Annotated in this window: 14 protein-coding genes; 3 read left to right on the top strand and 11 right to left on the bottom strand. The window is 61.3% G+C overall.

The window, feature by feature from the left end; translation table 11 throughout:
• Positions 1 to 348 precede the first annotated feature (348 nt).
• The 3 genes from DLM_RS09480 to rluD all read right to left on the bottom strand — a co-directional run bounded on the left by DLM_RS09480 (position 349) and on the right by rluD (position 5541).
• Entirely contained in the window at positions 349 to 3222 is a 2874-nt protein-coding gene (locus DLM_RS09480; protein WP_089083304.1) for a ribonucleoside-diphosphate reductase subunit alpha, read from the bottom strand.
• A 473-nt stretch (positions 3223 to 3695) separates the two neighbouring features.
• A complete protein-coding gene (gene pgeF, locus DLM_RS09475; RefSeq protein ID WP_089083305.1) occupies positions 3696 to 4451 on the bottom strand; it encodes a peptidoglycan editing factor PgeF in 756 nt (251 codons plus the stop codon).
• Complete coding sequence (gene rluD / locus DLM_RS09470; RefSeq protein WP_089083306.1) at positions 4438 to 5541, bottom strand: 23S rRNA pseudouridine(1911/1915/1917) synthase RluD; 1104 nt, start codon at positions 5539 to 5541, stop codon at positions 4438 to 4440. Before rluD ends, pgeF begins: the two co-directional genes overlap by 14 nt.
• On the opposite strand from rluD, the gene DLM_RS09465 reads away from it, so the two are divergent.
• Positions 5540 to 6331 (top strand): outer membrane protein assembly factor BamD, encoded by a 792-nt coding sequence (locus DLM_RS09465; RefSeq protein WP_089083307.1) that lies wholly within the window; start codon positions 5540 to 5542, stop codon positions 6329 to 6331. The two genes, rluD and DLM_RS09465, sit on opposite strands and share 2 nt — an antisense overlap.
• 87 nt (positions 6332 to 6418) lie before the next feature.
• On the opposite strand, the gene DLM_RS09460 is transcribed toward DLM_RS09465, so the two are convergent.
• Positions 6419 to 6757 carry a P-II family nitrogen regulator gene (locus DLM_RS09460; protein WP_045846995.1) on the bottom strand — a complete coding sequence of 113 codons (339 nt, stop codon included), beginning with the start codon at positions 6755 to 6757 and terminating at the stop codon, positions 6419 to 6421.
• A 147-nt stretch (positions 6758 to 6904) separates the two neighbouring features.
• On the opposite strand from DLM_RS09460, the gene purL reads away from it, so the two are divergent.
• On the top strand, positions 6905 to 10864 hold the full coding sequence (gene purL, locus DLM_RS09455) for a phosphoribosylformylglycinamidine synthase (protein ID WP_089083308.1): 3960 nt from the start codon (positions 6905 to 6907) through the stop codon (positions 10862 to 10864).
• A gap of 192 nt (positions 10865 to 11056) precedes the next feature.
• Here the strand turns inward: purL and DLM_RS09450 are convergent, their stop codons facing one another.
• The 7 genes from DLM_RS09450 to DLM_RS09420 all read right to left on the bottom strand — a co-directional run bounded on the left by DLM_RS09450 (position 11057) and on the right by DLM_RS09420 (position 16607).
• Positions 11057 to 11491 carry a cytidine deaminase gene (locus DLM_RS09450; protein WP_089083309.1) on the bottom strand — a complete coding sequence of 145 codons (435 nt, stop codon included), beginning with the start codon at positions 11489 to 11491 and terminating at the stop codon, positions 11057 to 11059.
• Positions 11492 to 11571: 80 nt separating this feature from the next.
• Complete coding sequence (locus tag DLM_RS09445; protein ID WP_089083310.1) at positions 11572 to 12474, bottom strand: LysR family transcriptional regulator ArgP; 903 nt, start codon at positions 12472 to 12474, stop codon at positions 11572 to 11574.
• Between the two features lie 33 nt (positions 12475 to 12507).
• On the bottom strand, positions 12508 to 13713 hold the full coding sequence (locus DLM_RS09440) for a CynX/NimT family MFS transporter (protein WP_089083311.1): 1206 nt from the start codon (positions 13711 to 13713) through the stop codon (positions 12508 to 12510).
• The gene (locus tag DLM_RS09435) at positions 13710 to 14606 is read right to left on the bottom strand and encodes a pirin family protein (RefSeq protein WP_089083312.1); all 897 of its coding nucleotides are present in this window, start codon (positions 14604 to 14606) and stop codon (positions 13710 to 13712) included. Before DLM_RS09435 ends, DLM_RS09440 begins: the two co-directional genes overlap by 4 nt.
• 124 nt (positions 14607 to 14730) lie before the next feature.
• Positions 14731 to 15036, bottom strand: coding sequence for a putative quinol monooxygenase (locus DLM_RS09430; RefSeq protein WP_167467076.1), 306 nt, complete (start codon positions 15034 to 15036; stop codon positions 14731 to 14733).
• 13 nt (positions 15037 to 15049) lie between these two features.
• The gene (locus DLM_RS09425) at positions 15050 to 15796 is read right to left on the bottom strand and encodes an SDR family NAD(P)-dependent oxidoreductase (protein WP_089083314.1); all 747 of its coding nucleotides are present in this window, start codon (positions 15794 to 15796) and stop codon (positions 15050 to 15052) included.
• Between the two features lie 85 nt (positions 15797 to 15881).
• On the bottom strand, positions 15882 to 16607 hold the full coding sequence (locus tag DLM_RS09420; protein ID WP_089083315.1) for an isochorismatase family protein: 726 nt from the start codon (positions 16605 to 16607) through the stop codon (positions 15882 to 15884).
• A 194-nt stretch (positions 16608 to 16801) separates the two neighbouring features.
• Between DLM_RS09420 and DLM_RS09415 the strand changes: the two genes are divergently transcribed.
• Positions 16802 to 17743 carry a LysR substrate-binding domain-containing protein gene (locus tag DLM_RS09415; RefSeq protein ID WP_089083532.1) on the top strand — a complete coding sequence of 314 codons (942 nt, stop codon included), beginning with the start codon at positions 16802 to 16804 and terminating at the stop codon, positions 17741 to 17743.
• Positions 17744 to 17855: the final 112 nt, after the last annotated feature.

The following is a 17855-nucleotide window of genomic DNA, read 5'->3' as shown; positions in this document are numbered from 1 at the left end:
GGTGCCTTGTGGGCTTGGTTCAGATGCTGGCTGGCCTTGACGGGCTGCCATCTTGTTTGCTTTTACACTTCCCCATTCGGAAACCGCCTGCGGGCAAGCGGTTTGGAAATGGGCTGGCCGGGTGAGCGGCCAGTTTGTTGCTGTTGGTCTTGTTTGCCTTACTGGCAAGCTTCGCACGCCCTGTGGGCTGGACACCGTCGCCTTGCTGGATTGTTGCTTCGCACCAACCGCTGATTGTTCTGCTTGCCTTATTGGCAAGCTTCGCACGCCCTGCGGGCTGGACACCGTCGCTTTGCTCCGGTGCCATCCGGGTTGTTGCTTCGCATCAATCCATCCTGCTTGCTTGCCTTACTGGCAAGCTTCGCAATCAGGGTTGTCAATGCTGCAGAACTTGGCGTCGGTGGCCGGGGTGTTGTCCACTTCGGCTACCGGGGCGCTTTGTTCGGCGGCGGCGTTGTAAGCCGGGTTCAGGCCGCTGGCCACCGCGTTGAGTTCGCCACCGCGACCGGTGGATTTCTCGGCGCTGGAGGCTGCCAGGGTGCGCAGGTAGTAGGTGGTTTTCACGCCACGAATCCACGCCAGCTTGTACAGGTCGTCCAGTTTCTTGCCGGATGCGCCAGCCATGTACAGGTTGAGCGACTGGGCCTGGTCAATCCATTTCTGACGGCGCGATGCCGCTTCCACCAGCCATTTCGGGTCGATTTCGAAGGCGGTGGCGTAAATGGCTTTCAGCTCGGCCGGAATGCGGTCGATGCGGCCCAGGCTGCCGTCGAAGTACTTGAGGTCGGCAACCATCACTTCGTCCCACAGGCCGGCTTTTTTCAGGTCGCGCACCAGGTATTCGTTGGTGACGGTGAATTCGCCGGACAGGTTGGATTTGACGAACAGGTTCTGGTAGGTCGGCTCGATGCTGGCAGACACGCCAATGATGTTGGCGATGGTGGCAGTCGGGGCGATGGCCAGGGTGTTGGAGTTGCGCATGCCGTGTTGCTTGATGCGTTCACGCAGGGCGTTCCAGTCCAGGCGTTCGGTGCGGTCCATTTCCAGGTAGCCGCCGCGTTCGGCTGCCAGCAGGTTGATGCTGTCTTGCGGCAGCAGGCCACGGTCCCACAGGCTGCCCTTGTACGACGGGTAGCGGCCGCGTTCTTCGGCCAGCTCGGTGCCTGCCCAGTAGGCGTAGTAGGCCACCATTTCCATGGATTCGTCGGCAAATTCAACCGCTTCCTGCGAGGCGTACGGTACGCGCTTCATGTGCAGGCAGTCCTGGAAGCCCATGATGCCCATGCCCACCGGACGGTGCTTCAGGTTGGAGTTGCGTGCCTTCTTCACCGGGTAGAAGTTGATGTCGATCACGTTGTCCAGCATGCGCAGGGCAATGCGGATGGTGCGTTGCAGCTTCTCGGCGTCCAGTTTGCCATCGGCACCCATGTGGGCGGCCAGGTTGACCGAACCCAGGTTGCACACGGCGATTTCGTCGTCGTTGGTGTTCAGGGTGATTTCGGTGCACAGGTTGGAGCTGTGTACCACGCCCATGTGCTGTTGCGGGCTGCGGATGTTGCACGGGTCCTTGAAGGTAACCCACGGGTGACCGGTTTCAAACAGCATGGTCAGCATCTTGCGCCACAGGCTGAGGGCCGGAATGCGCTTGTACACTTTCAGCTCGCCACGTTCGCCCATGGCTTCGTAGTGCTGGTAGCGCTTTTCGAAGGCGGCGCCGTACAGGTCGTGCAGGTCCGGGGTTTCGGACGGGGAGAACAGGCTCCATTCCGCGCCTTCCATCACGCGCTTCATGAACAGGTCCGGAATCCAGTTGGCGGTGTTCATGTCGTGGGTGCGGCGGCGGTCGTCACCGGTGTTCTTGCGCAGTTCCAGGAACTCTTCCACGTCGGCGTGCCAGGTTTCCAGGTAGGCGCATACCGCGCCCTTGCGCTTGCCACCTTGGTTCACCGCCACGGCGGTGTCGTTGACTACTTTCAGGAAGGGAACAATACCTTGCGACTTGCCGTTGGTGCCCTTGATGTGGGAGCCCATGGCGCGCACCGGGGTCCAGTCGTTGCCCAGGCCGCCGGCAAATTTGGACAGCAGGGCGTTTTCCTTCAGGCCTTCGTAAATGCCGTCCAGGTCGTCGGCAATGGTGGTCAGGTAGCAGCTGGACAGTTGGCTGCGACGGGTGCCGGAGTTGAACAGCGTGGGGGTGGACGACATGAAGTCGAAGCTGGACAGCACGTTGTAGAACTCGATGGCGCGGGCTTCGCGGTTCACTTCGTTCAGTGCCAGGCCCATGGCCACGCGCATGTAGAAGGCCTGCGGCATTTCAATGCGGGTGCCGTCGATGTGCAGGAAGTAGCGGTCGAACAGGGTTTGCAGGCCCAGGTAGCCAAATTTCAGGTCGCGCTTCGGGTCCAGGGCGGCACCCAGTTTTTTCAGGTCGAACTCGGCCAGGCGTTCGTCCAGCAGTTCGGCCTGAATGCCTTTCTTGATGAATTGCGGGAAGTAGTCGGCATAGCGCTCGGCCATTTCTTCCTGGCTTACCGATTCATCCATGATTTCCAGTCGGATGCTGTCCAGCAGCAGGCGGGCGGTGACGTAGTCGTAGGCCGGGTCCTGTTCGATCATGGAGCGGGCGGCCAGAATGGCGGACTTGTTTACTTCGTCCAGCGATACGCCGTCGTAGATGTTCTTCAGGGTTTCGGACAGGATGGCGTCGATGTCGATACCGGCCAGGCCCTGGGCGGCGGATTCGATGCCGGCGCGCAGGCGGGGAATGTCCAGCGGCTGCTTGCGGCCATCCTTGCGGATGACGTTGATCTGGATCTGGGTCAGCGCTTCGCCACGGGCGGCGCGCTCTTGCGAACGTTGTTCGCGGTACAGCACGTAGGCGCGGGCTACGTCGTGTTCGCCAAAGCGCATCAGGCTCAGTTCTACCTGGTCCTGAATGTCTTCGATGTGGATGGCACCGCCTTCCGGCTTGCGACGCATCAGGGCGTTGACCACCAGTTCGGTCAGTTGGGCCACCTTGTCACGAATGCTGGCGGAGGTGGCGCCTTGATGCCCCATCACGGCCAGGAATGCCTTGGTCATGGCGATGGAGATCTTGACCGGCTCGAACGCCACCACGGCACCATTGCGGCGAATGGTCTTGTAGTGGCTGAAGTCGGCCTGGGGGGCGGCGGCACGGCCGAGTTCGGCAGCGGTTTGCCCTTCAAAGGTGGTCAGTTGCATGGGGCCCTCTTTGGGTGGTTTGCGTCTTCGCCGGTGCGGCCAGCGGGTGGCTGGATGCGGGCTGTGGACAAGTCTGTTGAAAAGCTGTGTGTTCGTTGTGAATAAACACAATATGTATGTTTGTACTGCTAGGTTGGCCCAAATTCTAGTGTTCTGTGCGTGGCGGGGCAAGTCTTGACAGTCCGTCAGAAAATGTGAAATCCACGCCAGATAAGGCTTACAGGGGGGTAGGAATTTTTTGGGGCAGGGCTGCCTGCTTTTGGTGCCGGGGGGAAATCCTGTAAAGACAAGCATCTGGGTGCTGATGCAGTTTCGCCACAATATCTGGTGTTCTGCCTTTGTTGCGTGGCCGCTACGCCTTTGGCATGAAAAATTGATGACGTTTCATCTTTTTTCTCATCCATCGCGGCGCTGTGGGCAAGAAAAACGGCAGCCCACGCCATAACGTGCGGGCTGCCGTGTCGAGCGGGAGCTTAGTCTTGCGGCTGCAGCCAGATCAGACTGGCCATGCGGCCGGTAATCTTGTCGCGGCGATAGGAAAAAAAGCGTTCGCGATCGATGACCGTGCAGAAATCCCCACCGTATACCCGCTCAATGCCCAGCGCCGCCAGCCGCTGGCGCGCCAGCAGGTAGATGTCGGCCAGGTATTTGTCTTCGCCAATGGCGGCAAAGGCTTGCTCGGCTGCCGGGTCCTGCGCCATGAAGGCAGCGCGCACTTCGGCACCCACTTCAAAGGCATCCGGGCCGATGGCCGGCCCCAGCCAGGCCATCAGGCTGGAGGCTGCCACGCCGGTGGCGGCCACGCTGGCTTCCAGCACGCCATCGCACAGGCCGCGCCAGCCGGCGTGAGCGGCGGCTACCACGCTGCCGGCAGCATTGCACAGCAATACCGGCAGGCAATCAGCCGTCATCACCACGCATACCGTGCCGGGCGTGGTGCTGTAGCTGGCATCGGCATCCAGCAGGCGGTCGCTCACTTCCGCGGCGTTGACGACATGGGTGCCGTGTATCTGGTTGAGCCAGGCCGGTTCGGCCGGCAGTGCGGCGCGCAGCAGTTCGCGGTTGGCGGCCACGGCGTCGGCATCATCGCCTACGTGAGTGCCAAGGTTGAAGCTGTTGAAGGGTTGCAAGCTGTGGCCGCCCTGGCGGGTGGTGATCAGGGTGCGCACATTGGCCGGGGCGGGCCAGTCGGCCTGCAGCCAGTGGCTGGACGGATCAGTCACGCACATAAATCACCTCGATGTCGCCATCGTCGTCTTCATCGTCCTCGTCGTCCCAGTCTTCTGCATCGTCTTCTGCACCCGCAGCGGCCTGTTGCAGCCGTTCGCCGCCTTCGCCGCGCAGGGTGTTGAGCAGGTGCATGAAGTCTTCCGGCATCGGCGCCTGCCAACTGCGCTCTTCGCCGGTGGCCGGGTGAACCAGCGCCAGTTTGTAGGCGTGCAGCGCCTGACGTGCCAGCAGCTTGACCGCGTCGGCCACGTAGTCGTCCATCTTGTGGCGCGGGTTGCCGTACAGCGCATCACCGGCCAGCGGGTGGCGGGCTTCCTTCATGTGGACGCGAATCTGGTGGGTGCGGCCGGTTTCCAGCTTGCATTCGATATAGGAATGGCTGTCAAAGCGTTCCAGCACGCGTACGTGGGTAATGGCCGGTTTGCCGCCAAACTTCAGCACCGCCATTTTCAGGCGGTTGTGCGGGTCGCGGCCAATCTGGGTGCTGATGGTGCCATCAAACGGCACCACGCCATCGGCAATGGCACGGTAGATGCGCTTTACCGTGCGTGCCTGTAGCTGGCGCACCAGCTCGGTTTGCGCCGGAACGGTCTTGGCCACCACCATCAGGCCACTGGTGTCCTTGTCCAGCCGGTGTACGATGCCGGCGCGCGGTACGTGGGCCAGGGCGGGGCAGTGGTGCAGCAGGCCGTTGAGCAGGGTGCCGGTCCAGTTGCCACTGGCCGGATGCACCACCAGGCCGGCCGGTTTGTTCACCACCAGGATGTGTTCATCTTCGTAAACAATGGGCAAATCCATGGCTTCGGGATGGAAAGCCATTTCTTCATTTGACTGAACAATGGTAACGTCCAGCTTTTCGCCACCCAGCAGCCTGGTTTTCGGGGGGACGACTTTGCCGTCCACCAGAACATGGCCATCCTTGATCCATTGGGTCAGGCGGCTGCGGGAGTAATCGGGGAGGAGTTTGGCAAGAGCTGCGTCAAGGCGTTCGCTACCCAAAGAGAGCGGAACCTCCAGCTGTTGTCGAGCAGATACCTCGTTTTCCGAGATATCGCTATAATCCTCCGAGTCAAAGTAAGGATCGGTCATGAAAAGATACGTTGTAGCAGCAATGTTGGTGATGGGGCTTGCCGGTTGTGCAACCACGGAAACCTACGACGAAACGCGCGGCTGGACCGTGGAAAAGCTCTACTCGGAAGCTCGGGATGAACTGAACAGCGGTAATTATACCCGTGCTGTCAAGCTGTACGAAACGCTGGAAGCGCGCTACCCTTATGGCCGCTATGCCCAGCAGGCCGAAATGGACTTGGCCTATACGCATTACAAGGATAATGAACCGGAACTGGCCGTGGCCGCTGCCGACCGCTTCATCAAGCTGCATCCGGCCCACCCGAATGTGGACTACGTGTACTACCTGAAGGGTTTGGTCTACTACAACGACGATCAGGGCATGTTGTCCAAGTGGGCTGGTCAGGACATGAGTGAACGTGACCCGAAAGCGGCGCGCGAATCCTTCCTGGCCTTCCGCGAACTGACCACCCGCTTCCCCAACAGCAAGTATAGTGCGGATGCGCTGCAAAAGATGAACCGTCTGGTGGATGCACTGGGCGGCAGCGAAATGCATGTGGCACGCTACTACATGAAGCGTGGCGCTTACCTGGCAGCGGCCAACCGCGCGCAGAACGTGGTGAAGGAATACTCCAATACCAAGTATCCGGAAGAAGCATTGGCGCTGATGTCGGTGGCCTACGACAAGCTGGGTATGGCGCAACTGGCAAGCGATGCCAAGCGCGTGCTGGCGCTGAACTACCCCAAGAGTGCTTATCTGACCCAGCCGTGGCAGGTGGAAGAAATGCCGTGGTGGAAGGTGTGGAAATAATCCGCCATGCCGGATAGCAAAAAGGCCGCTTGATGCGGCCTTTTTTCATGCCCTGCGCCTGGTGGGGCCGGCAGCAGGGGGGGCTGATCAAATCGCGTCTTCGTTGGTTTCGCCGGTACGGATACGTACCACTTGCTCAACTGCCGTGACAAAAATCTTGCCGTCGCCAATCTTGCCGGTGCGGGCGGCGGCCACGATGGCTTCAATGGCGCGATCCACCAGATCGTCGGCCAGAATCACTTCCACCTTGACCTTGGGCAGGAAGTCCACCACGTATTCGGCACCGCGATACAGTTCGGTATGACCCTTCTGGCGGCCAAAGCCTTTGACTTCGGTAACGGTCAGGCCGTTGATGCCAAGGTCGGACAGCGCCTCACGCACTTCATCCAGTTTGAAGGGTTTGATCACGGCTTCGATCTTTTTCATGCTCAGGTGCTCCTTGCGGTGACTTTATTGTTCCGTAAATGCGCTGTGGACGATTGATAGCCCGACATTCGCCGCAGAATGGCCTTAATGTACGGCCTGTTTTGCTGTATTATGACGCGCTTTCCTGATCCTTGTCGCGAGTGTTGCATGTCGACCATTCTCAAGCTGCGGGGCGGTGCTGCCCTGTCCCAGTTTCGTCTTGAAAAACTTCTCGCTGCCGCTGCAGAAGCCGGCCTGCCCGAGATCAGCCTGAAAGCCGAATTCTGGCATTTTGCCGAGAGCGAAAACGAACTCTCGACCGAACAGCAAGGCATTCTGGGCAAGCTGCTCAACTACGGCGAGGCTCCGTATGCCGCAGCGCCGCAGGGCGAGTTGTTTCTGGTGACCCCACGACTGGGTACGCTGTCCCCCTGGGCCTCCAAGGCTACCGATATTGCCCGCCACTGCGGGCTGGAACAAGTGCTGCGGATCGAGCGCGGCACTGCTTACTGGGTAAGCACCGCCGGGGTATCTTTAAGTGAAGAGGCTCGTCAGATTCTGGCGGGCCTCTTGCACGATCGCATGACCGAAACCGTGCTGGGCTCGCTGGACGATGCCGACAAGCTGTTTGTCCACATGGACCCGCAGCCGCTGACCAGTGTGGACATCCTGGCAGGCGGCCGCGCGGCGCTGGAAGCGGCCAACCGCTCGCTGGGCCTGGCGCTGTCCGAAGACGAAATCGTCTACCTGGTGGAAAACTTCACCCGCATGGGCCGCAATCCCACCGACGTTGAACTGATGATGTTTGCCCAGGCCAACTCGGAACATTGCCGTCACAAGATTTTCAATGCGCAGTTCGTGATCGATGGCGTAGAGCAGGGCAAGTCGCTGTTCCGCATGATTCGCGACACGCACGATGCACATCCGGAAGGCACGCTGGTGGCCTACAAGGATAATGCCTCGGTGATTGAAGGCGCCTTCATCGACCGCTTCTACCCGGCACCGGAAACGGCCGAGTACGGTTTCACCACCGAACCGACCGACATCCTGATGAAGGTGGAAACCCACAACCACCCGACCGCCATTTCCCCGTTTCCGGGTGCTTCCACCGGTTCCGGTGGTGAAATCCGTGACGAAGGTGCCACCGGTCGTGGTTCGCGCCCCAAGGCCGGCCTGACCGGCTTTACCGTGTCCAACCTGAACATTCCGGGCTTTGTGCAGCCGTGGGAAGTGTATAGCGAAGACAAGGCCGAATATGGCCGTCCGGGTCGCATTGCCTCCGCCCTGCAAATCATGCTGGACGGCCCGATTGGCGGCGCTGCCTTCAATAACGAATTTGGCCGTCCCAACCTGACCGGCTACTTCCGTACCTTTGAAGAAGTTGTCGACGGCGAAATGCGCGGCTACCACAAGCCCATCATGATTGCCGGTGGTCTGGGCAGCATTCAGCAGCAACAGATTCACAAGAATGAAATTCCGGAAGGCGCCTTGCTGATCCAGTTGGGCGGCCCCAGCCTGCTGATCGGCCTGGGCGGTGGCGCGGCGTCCTCCATGGACACCGGTGCCAACAGCGAAAACCTGGACTTCGACTCGGTACAGCGCGGCAACCCGGAAATCGAACGCCGCTGTCAGGAAGTGATTGACCGCTGCTGGCAGTACGGTGCCAATAACCCCATCGTGTCGATTCACGACGTGGGTGCCGGTGGCCTGTCCAATGCCTTCCCGGAACTGGTGAACGACGCTGGCCGCGGTGCCATCTTCCACCTGCGCAAGGTGCATCTGGAAGAAAAGGGCATGACCCCGATGCAGATCTGGTCCAACGAATCGCAAGAGCGTTACGTGCTGGCCATCCTGCCGCAGGACCTGGACCGCTTTACCGCCATTTGCGAACGCGAGCGCTGCCCGTTTGCCGTGCTGGGCGTGGCCACCGATGACGGCCACCTGCAAGTCCGCGACGACTACTTCAACAACAAGCCGGTGGACATGCCGCTGGAAGTGTTGCTGGGCAAGCCGCCGCGCATGACCCGCGACGTGAAGACCGTACCGCTGGAATTCCGCGTGTTCGACGCTTCGCGCTTCCCGCTGAAGGAAACCGCCTACCGCGTGCTGCGCAACCCGGCCGTGGCCGACAAGTCCTTCCTCATCACCATTGGCGACCGCTCGGTGGGCGGCATGACCGCGCGCGACCAGATGGTGGGCCCGTGGCAGGTGCCGGTGGCCGACGTTGCCGTCACCACCATGGGTTTCAACAGCTACCGTGGCGAAGCCATGGCCATGGGCGAACGTACGCCGACTGCCTTGTTCAACGCCGCAGCTTCCGGACGCATGGCCATTGGTGAATCGCTCACCAATATTGCCGCCAGCTTTGTCAGCCATATCGGCAACATCAAGCTGTCCGCCAACTGGATGGCCGCTGCCGGCCATCCGGGCGAAGATGCGCGCCTGTACGAAACCGTGGAAGCGGTTTCCCGCCTGAGCCAGGACCTGGGCGTCAGCATTCCGGTGGGCAAGGACTCGCTGTCGATGAAGACGGTATGGGAAGAAAACGGCGAGAAGAAGTCGGTGACTGCGCCGGTTTCGCTGATCGTCACTGCCTTCTCCCCGGTGGAAGACGTGCGCAAGACCGTTACCCCGCAACTGCGTGATGAAAAAGATACCGACATCATTCTGGTGGACCTGGGCTATGGCCGCTGCCGTTTGGGCGGTTCCATCTACGGCCAGGTGTGGAAGGCCATGGAAGGCCGTGCGCCGGACGTGGAAAGCCCGTCCCAACTGGCTGCCTTCTTCAATACCGTGCAAACCCTGCTGCGCGATGACATGCTGCTGGCCTATCACGACCGTGCCGATGGCGGCCTGTTCGCCACGCTGGCGGAAATGATGTTTGCCGGTCATGTGGGCCTGACGGTGGATTTGCAAGAGCTGGTGATCGAGCGCAAGAACACCCAGCGCCTGATCGACGATTTCGTGCAGCCGACACCGGAAGCCGCCACCCATGGCCGCATCATGCGCGTGCTGTTCAACGAAGAGCTGGGTGCGGTGCTGCAGGTGAAGAAGGCCCACACTGCCGAAGTGATTTCGCGCTTCATGGCTGCCGGCATTGGCCGCGAGCTGTTCGTGCTGGGCAAGATCAACAGCAAGGACCGCCTGATCATCAATCATCATGGCGAAGAGTTGTTCAACGAAAGCCGCGTCGATCTGCACAAGGCCTGGAGCGAAACCAGCCACCGTCTGCAACGCATGCGTGACAACCCGGCCTGCGCCGACAGCGAGCACCTGCTGCTGTCCAATACCAAGTCGCAGGGCCTGTTTGCCAAGCTGTCCTTCGATACCGAAGCAAACCCGGCGGCACCGTTCATTGCCACCGGCGCGCGTCCGCGCATGGCTATCCTGCGCGAGCAGGGGGTGAACGGCCAACTGGAAATGGCTGCGGCATTCGACCGTGCCGGTTTCCAGGCCGTGGATGTCCACATGAGCGACATCATCAGCGGTCGCGTGTCGCTGGCCGACTTCAAGGGTCTGGCTGCCTGCGGTGGTTTCAGCTACGGCGACGTGCTGGGTGCCGGCGAAGGCTGGGCCAAGAGCGTGCTGTTCAACCCGCGTGCCCGCGAGCAGTTTGAAGCCTTCTTCCAGCGTGGCGACACCTTCGCGCTGGGGGTGTGCAATGGCTGCCAGATGATGTCCAATCTGTCCGGCATCATTCCGGGTGCCCAGCACTGGCCCAAGTTCCAGCGCAATGCGTCCGAGCAGTTCGAAGCCCGCTTCACCATGGTGGAAGTCACCGAATCGCCGTCCATCTTCCTGGCCGACATGGTGGGCAGCCAGTTGCCGGTAGTGGTCAGCCACGGTGAAGGCCGTGCCGTATTTGCGCCGGGCGCACAGGATGGTGTGCTCACCGCGCTGCGTTATGTGGACTTCAACGGCAAGCCGACCGAAACCTACCCGCTGAACCCGAACGGCTCGCCGGCCGGTATCACCGGTGTCACCACCGCCGATGGCCGCTTCACCATCATGATGCCGCACCCGGAACGCGTGTTCCGTACCGTGCAAAATAGCTGGCATCCGGAAGGCTGGGGCGAAAACGGTGCCTGGTTCCGCATGTTTGCCTCGGCACGCCGCTGGGTGGGCTAAGCGCAGCTGACAAAACCCCTGTGGCAGCGTTCGCCTCCTTGCCGTACGCAGTGTACTGTCTGTGTCGGCGCGCCTTGCCCCAGGGACGCTGCGCTATCTTGTCCGCCGCGCCAGGCAGGCCTGGAGTGAGCTGCAAAACAAAACGGAAGCCTTTGGGCTTCCGTTTTTTTATTGTTTCAGCGTGCTGAAGAATCAGGATGCCGCTGCATCCGTCAGGTTTTGCGGGCCGAAGGCATGCGGCAGCAGTTGGTCCAGCGTGGTGTCGATGCGGTCAGGTCCGTCGCAGATGCTGCGCACCAGCAGGTGCGGGCCAAACTCGTTCAGCACCTGGCGGCAGGCACCGCAGGGGGAGGTGGGCGTGGCGGTTGGGGTGTAAATGCAGACGGCAATGACTTGTTGCAGGCCGTGCAGTGCGCGCGCAGAGAAAATGGCAGTACGCTCGGCACAATTGCCCAGGCCGTAGCTGGCATTTTCCACATTGCAGCCGGGATGAATCCTGTCCTGCTCATCCAGAATGGCGGCTCCGACAGCAAAGCGGCTGTACGGTACGTAGGCATGCCGTGCAGCCAGGCGGGCTGCTGCTTCAAGTTCTGCCCATTGTGCGGGACTGGGGGTGTGCTGTGCCATGATGGCTCCGGTACATTCAGACTGGGCGCGTGATCTTGCCTAGCGCGGCGGTGGCTGTCAATCGTGTTGCAGGCTGAGTCTCAGCCTGGCGGCGTCTGGCGCAATACCTTGGCGGCGTGGGTTTGCAGCGCTTCGCTTAGCGCCTGCGTCAGCGAAGATTCCACCCGCCAGTGATGCCAGTAAAGCGGCATGTCTATGCATTGGCCTGGCAGCAGGTCTATCAGGCGGCCGGTGTGCAGGTCATCGTCGATCATCAATTCCGGTAGCAGGCTGTAGGCCAGCCCCAGCCGCGTGGCTTGCACAAAGCCTTGCGGGGTGGGCAGGGTGAGGTGGGGTGTGCTCCCCGTATAGCCGGCAAACTGCTGCAGGAATTCGCTGTGCAGGTCGTCCTTGCCGCTGAAAATGATGGCCGGGGCCTGGGCCAGCGCCGCCGGGGTGAAGCCATCGGCAAAGTAATGTGCGGCAAATGCCGGGGTGGCCAGGCACAGATAACGCATGCAGCCGAGGAAATGGCATTCGCCACCCTGAATCGGCGTGGGGCGAGTGCCGACGCAACCCACCACATGACCCGCGCGCATCAGCTCGTGGGTGTAGTCCTGATCGTCCATCATCACATCAATCAGCAATCGACCTTGCTGCATCACGCTTTGCACCGCAGGCAGAAACCAGGTGGCCAGGCTGTCGGCATTGACACCCACGCTAAGTTTGGAGAATGCGTGCTGCGCGGCGTCCGGCCGCAGGGTGCTGATCAGCTCCCCCTCCATCAGGCTGAGCTGGCGATAATGTTGCAGCAGCAGTCGTCCGGCCACGGTGGGTTCGGGCGGGCTGGTGCGGGTCAGTACCGGCTGGCCCAGATGTTCTTCCAGTTGGCGAATGCGTTGCGAGATGGCGGACTGGGTGAGAAAAAGCTTGCGCGCGGCCTTGTCAAAGCCACCGCTGTCCACCACGGCGGACAGGGCTTCCAGTTGTTTCGGGTCCAGCACGGCAGGCTCCGGCGATGGCAGAAGAAGGCCATGCTAATGGCTGCGCGGCTGCATGGCAAACAGGATGGCGGCGAGCACTGTGCCGGCCAGAAACAGGCTGCGCGCCACGCTCCAGTCGGCGGAGCCGGCCACCAGCGCGGCCAGCAGCAAGGGGCCGAGCAACTGCCCCAGATTGGCCAGTTGCACGAAATAGCCTTGCAACACCGCCAGCTGCACCGGGCCGCGGCTGAGTCCATGGGCTGAGGACAGGGCGGCGGGCGGCACCGCACCGCCACAAAAGGAAAGCAGCAGGCACAGCAGATAGGCCGCATCCGCGGGCAGGCCGGGCCAGAAAGCCAGCAAGCCGCTTAGGCCCATCAGCCCCAGCGCAGTGCAAATCAGCGTATCGCGCGCCATGCCGCGGCGGAGCAGCCAGGCCCCGGCAAGGTTGCCGGGAATATTGGCTACCACCGCCAGTGCCGACAGCAGCGCGATCGTGTGGGTGCTCAGTTCCGGCCGCGCTTGCAGCATGGTTGGCAGCCAGACAAACACCGCCCACAGCATCAGGGTGTACAGCATGAAGGCGAGGCCGTAGCGCCAGACCGCCGACTGGCGTAACACGGCAAACGGTGCTGCCGCTTGTGGCGTGCTTGGACGCGCCTGCGGGTTGCACTGCCGGAAAACCGCTTTGCACGACAGCAGTAACAGCAAGGCCAGCAATTGCAATGCCATGCCCGCCAGCCATGCCAGACGCCAGCCACCAACTGCGGCCAGCGCCGGGGTCAGCAGCATGCCGACAGCGGCACCCAGCGGCAGGTTTACCGCCCACAGGCTGAGGGTCAGACGTTTGTCCTGATCGCAGGCCAGACTGACGATCATGCCGGGCATGGCCACCGAGACCAGCAAGAAGCCGATGCCTTCGATCACCCGTGAGGCCAGCATCATGTAGAGGCCATGCGCAGGCAGCGCCAGCGCGCCGCCAAGCAATAACAGCAGCAGGCCGATGACGCCTGCTTGCAGTGCATTCCAGCGCACCAGCAGCAAGCCCACGAACAGGCTGAGTACGATGGCCAGACTGTTAAAGGCAGAGGCGATCCAGCCGCCTTCAACCAGACTCAGTCCCAGCTCCTGGCGTAGCAGCCCCAGCACTGCCGGCACCTTGCCCAGGCAGAAGGCACCGGCGGCACCGGCAAAGATGGCAATCAGCACGGCAGGCCAGTGGGTGGCCTGCGTGGCGGGCTGTTGGCTGGGCGTGCTCATGCGGGCTGCTGGCTGTTGCGCAGCCAGTCCTCGGTCAATTGCCCGAACTCACCGCGCTGATACGCCCGGATGCGGTCGTTGATTTCCTCGCTGCTATTCATCACGAAGGGGCCATGCTTGACCAGTGGCTCGTGCAGCGCCGGGCCGGACAGCAAGACAAAGTGACAGCCGGCCTCAGCATGGATCTGCAGCCGGGCAGCGTGTGCCGCCGAATCAGCCAGAGCAATGCCAACGGCTGCTCCGGCCGGGATGTCGCTGCTTTGTCCATCGCTTGTCAGTTGTAGTGGGGCGTCAATGGCATAGAGCATGGCATTCCAGCCTGGCTCCAGCGCATGCGTGAAGCGCTGGCCGGCATCAATAAAGCCATCCAGCAAGGTAAAGGCTTCCGGCAATGCCGCGCTGTGGGCGGCGTGAATGCCGTTACTGCTGCCGGCGGCAATACGCACCCGCACGCCCGCTGCCTGATATTCCGGGATGTCGGTCGGCTCGGCATGCACGGCAAACGGGGGCTGCATTTTCTTGCTGGCCGGGAGGTTGACGAAAATCTGCAGTGCATGCACGTGCGGATTGGCGCCTTCCGGCTGCTCGGTATGCACCGCACCGCGTCCGGCTGCCAGCCAGTGCAGGGCACCCGGCACGATGGGGCCCTGATTGCCCATGGAGTCGTAATTGACATGCGGGCTGCTGGCGTCTTCGAACATATAGGTCACGGCGGAAATCCCGGCGTGCGGGTGTGGTTCGAAGGTGGGGGCCGTCATGTGGAAGTGGTCCACCATCACCACCGGGTCGATCAGGCCGTGGAACATCTGCTCGCCAAAATGCTGGGCCTGAAAGCCACTGCCAATGGTGAGCGGCTGGCCGTGGACCGCTGCGGAAATCTTCAGTCCTGTCATTGTGCTTGTGTCCTGATTGCCGCCGGGCCAGATGGCCGCAGCGTGGTTAAACGTCAGTTGCAATACCGGCTGCCGCTGTGCTGCTGCCGGTATTGCTCTTGTACTGCCTGGCTGCAGGCTTGCTTTAACTGTGCTCCAGCGGCAGTGCTTGCCAGTGCCGTAGCAGGCGCGCTGCCGCAAACATGCTGTGCACCCTGGCGAAATAGGGCTGGTAGTACGCGCGCAGTAATTGCACCTGTTCCAGATATTGGCGGCTGCTCCAGCCTTCCAGCAGCAGGATGCGGCAGGGGTCGTCAGCGTCCTGGAAGATTTCAAAGCGCAGGCAGTCGGCTTCTTGCTGCAGAATGAAGCGGCTGAACTGCTGTAGTTCTTGCAGGAAATCAGCCACACACTCCGCTTTGATGGTGAGTTCCACCGTCAACACATGCATGTCTGTTGTGACCTTACAGGGCATCGGTCAGGCCGCCATCGGTCAGCAGGGTGCGGCCGGTAATCCAGCGGGCATCATCACTGGCCAGAAAGGCCACCACGTCAGCGATGTCTTGTGGTTGCGCCACCCGCCCCAGCGGTGTGCCATTGGCCACGGCTGCGCGCCGCGCCGGTGGTGTGGCTGCGGTCATATCGGTTTCGGTCATGGCCGGTGCCACCGCATTGACGGTAATGCCACGCGGCCCCAGCTCCAGCGCATAGGCATGAGTCAGCACCGAAACGGCCGCCTTGCTGGCAGCGTAGATGGCGGTGCCGATGCGTGGTGAATAAATCAGGTTGCTGGACAGATTGACAATGCGGCCGCCGTGTTCGGGGAAAAGCGGCAGCGCATGGCGGGTCATCAGCAGCATGCTGCCCATATTGCCGTTGAAGACACGGGCAATATGTTCGGCATCCACTTCGCTCAGGCTGCGTCCTTCAAATATCCCGGCATTGTTGATCAGGATGTCGATACGGCCAAAACGGGTGGCGATGGCGGACAGCACATTGCGCACCGCCTGCTCCTGGCTGACATCGGCGGCATAGGCCACCGCCTTGCCACCCCGGCTGATGATGTCGGCAACGACATGCTCCGCCTGTTGTTGATTGCTGCGATACACAATCACTAGCTGCGCGCCCTCATCGGCCAGTTTGCGGGCAATGGCTGCGCCAATGCCGCGCGAACCGCCGGTGACAACCGCTACCTTATCTGCTTGTTTCATATTGAATTTGCCCTGTTTGGCTTGATGGAAGGCTGTTGGCTGCCAGCGTCGTCATGTGGGCGCTGGCAGGGGTCTTTACGGCGGCTTATTTCTTGCTGAAGCCGCTTTGCATCTGCCATACCAGGGTGGCAAACGGCATGTCCAGATCGCTGTAGACCGCATGGGCCTTGGGGTCGACATTGCTGCGCAGCATTTCTACCGCTGCCGTGGCGTAGTCGGTGACCGGGATGCCCGCACCCAGCAGGCGTTGCAAGCCTGCGGTACGCTTGGCTTCATTAAAGGTGCCGGAAGCATCCAGCACGACACGGGTGTCATAGCCAGCCGCCTTGGCTGACAGGGCCGGGAAGCTGGCACAGATTTCCAGCGATACCCCGGCCACGATGATTTGCTTGCGACCGGTTTTTTCAATGGCGGCGCGCACTTTCGGGTCTTCCCAGGCATTGATCATGGTGCGGCTGATGACTTGCACGCCGGGCAGCGCGGCCATCAGTTCCGGCATGGTCGGCCCCCACATGCCATCCGGCATGGTGGCGGTCACAATCACTGGCACGCCCAGGGTGCGCGCGGCCTTGGCCAGGGCCACCACATTATGTTTCAGCTCGCCCACCGTGGTGTCGCGCACCCCGCTGAGCAGGCCCACCTGATGATCCACCAACAGCAACACGGCATTGTCTCGCGACAGCATGCTGAGATTGGCATTTGCTTGGGCAGCGGTGGTGGTGGTGGCTGTGGCGGCGGGCAGGGCGCTGCTGGCCGCGGCTAGGGCGGCCAGGCCGATCAGGCTGGCGCTGAGCAGTTGACGAATTTTCATGGCTTGGTCCTTTGCGTGGTGGTGTAAGCAATCCGGCCATGCCCCGTTGACTGTTTAGGGTGGGGCTTGTATCAAAGGTCTGATTGCGTGGGCGTATTATGGGCAAGGTAGCCAGGCCTAAAATGTAGGAAAAATCGTAGTTATCGTTCCACTGGTGGAACGATAGTGTGCCGATTCGCGGCAAGGACATGTCCATGACTCCACTTGCACTTGATTTGAATGATCTGTTTCTGTTTTCCCAGGTGGTGCAGCGGCAGGGCTTTAGTGCGGCGGCCCGCAGTCTGGGGCTGCCCAAGTCACGCCTTTCGCGCCGTATCAGCTTGCTGGAGCAAAGGCTGGAAACACGCTTGTTGCAGCGTAATGCGCGCACGGTGCGGCTGACCGATGCCGGTGAGGCGCTGTATGCCCATTGCCTGGCCATGCTGGCCGAGGCGCAGGCGGGTGAAGCCGCGGTACGCCAGCGCCGGCAGGAGCCAAGTGGCAAGGTGCGGCTGAGCATGCCGATAGCCATTGCCGATGCCGCCTTGTCACGTTTGCTGCCGGCCTTCATGCAGCGCTATCCCAAGGTGAGATTGTCGGTGCAGGCCAGTAATCGTCAGGTGGACTTGCTGGAAGAGGGGGTGGATGTGGTGGTGCGTGGTGTTGGCTTCGAACAGGCGTCTTCCAGCCTGGTGCAAGTCAGCCTGTGTACCGCGCAATGGGGCTTGCTGGCCGCGCCGGCATGGGTGGCGCAAGAGGGCGATATTCTATTGCCGCAACAACTGGAGGGACGTGGCAGCCTGTTGTTCACTGCGCAGGAGGGGGATGCGGATGTTTTGCTGTTACGCCACGATTCTGGCATCTGCCAGGACGTGCGGGTGAATGTGCTGCTGCGCAGTGATCATGTGCAAACCCTGAAGCAGGCGGCGCTGGCCGGTTTGGGGGTGGCCGGGCTGCCCTTATATAGCTGTGCCGAGGAGTTGGCGGATGGCCGCTTGCAGTTGTTGCTGCCGCAGTGGCGACCCAAGGACGGGCGGCTGGTGATGCTGTATCCGACGCGCCGTGGTTTGTCCCCGGCAGTGCGGGTGTTGATTGACTTTTTCAAGAGTCAGTTGCCGGGCTTGCTGGAGTATCGTAGCGGCCAGGGGCTGAATTGATATTAGAATTTCTTATCATATATAAAAATTATTAGCTTAACTTCTATTCAAATTGACTTTAAGCTACGCGCCTGTTCATGGCTTGCTTTGCCACCCGGCAAGGCGGCGGTTT

The organism is Aquitalea magnusonii, assembly GCF_002217795.2.
In the GTDB taxonomy this organism is placed as follows: Bacteria; Pseudomonadota; Gammaproteobacteria; order Burkholderiales; family Chromobacteriaceae; genus Aquitalea; species Aquitalea magnusonii_B.
Note: the sequence above shows the minus strand (reverse complement) of the source record. Positions and strands in the feature narration are given on the sequence as shown.

Bases quoted from the DNA above. Each gene is read 5' to 3' on its own strand.
- DLM_RS09480 (WP_089083304.1), bottom strand. From the start codon at position 3,222: ATGCAACTGACCACCTTTGAAGGGCAAACCGCTGCCGAACTCGGCCGT.
- pgeF (WP_089083305.1), bottom strand. From the start codon at position 4,451: ATGTGCGTGACTGATCCGTCCAGCCACTGGCTGCAGGCCGACTGGCCC.
- DLM_RS09465 (WP_089083307.1), top strand. From the start codon at position 5,540: ATGAAAAGATACGTTGTAGCAGCAATGTTGGTGATGGGGCTTGCCGGT.
- rluD (WP_089083306.1), bottom strand. From the start codon at position 5,541: ATGACCGATCCTTACTTTGACTCGGAGGATTATAGCGATATCTCGGAA.
- DLM_RS09460 (WP_045846995.1), bottom strand. From the start codon at position 6,757: ATGAAAAAGATCGAAGCCGTGATCAAACCCTTCAAACTGGATGAAGTG.
- purL (WP_089083308.1), top strand. From the start codon at position 6,905: ATGTCGACCATTCTCAAGCTGCGGGGCGGTGCTGCCCTGTCCCAGTTT.
- DLM_RS09450 (WP_089083309.1), bottom strand. From the start codon at position 11,491: ATGGCACAGCACACCCCCAGTCCCGCACAATGGGCAGAACTTGAAGCA.
- DLM_RS09440 (WP_089083311.1), bottom strand. From the start codon at position 13,713: ATGAGCACGCCCAGCCAACAGCCCGCCACGCAGGCCACCCACTGGCCT.
- DLM_RS09435 (WP_089083312.1), bottom strand. From the start codon at position 14,606: ATGACAGGACTGAAGATTTCCGCAGCGGTCCACGGCCAGCCGCTCACC.
- DLM_RS09430 (WP_167467076.1), bottom strand. From the start codon at position 15,036: ATGCATGTGTTGACGGTGGAACTCACCATCAAAGCGGAGTGTGTGGCT.
- DLM_RS09425 (WP_089083314.1), bottom strand. From the start codon at position 15,796: ATGAAACAAGCAGATAAGGTAGCGGTTGTCACCGGCGGTTCGCGCGGC.
- DLM_RS09420 (WP_089083315.1), bottom strand. From the start codon at position 16,607: ATGAAAATTCGTCAACTGCTCAGCGCCAGCCTGATCGGCCTGGCCGCC.
- DLM_RS09415 (WP_089083532.1), top strand. From the start codon at position 16,802: ATGACTCCACTTGCACTTGATTTGAATGATCTGTTTCTGTTTTCCCAG.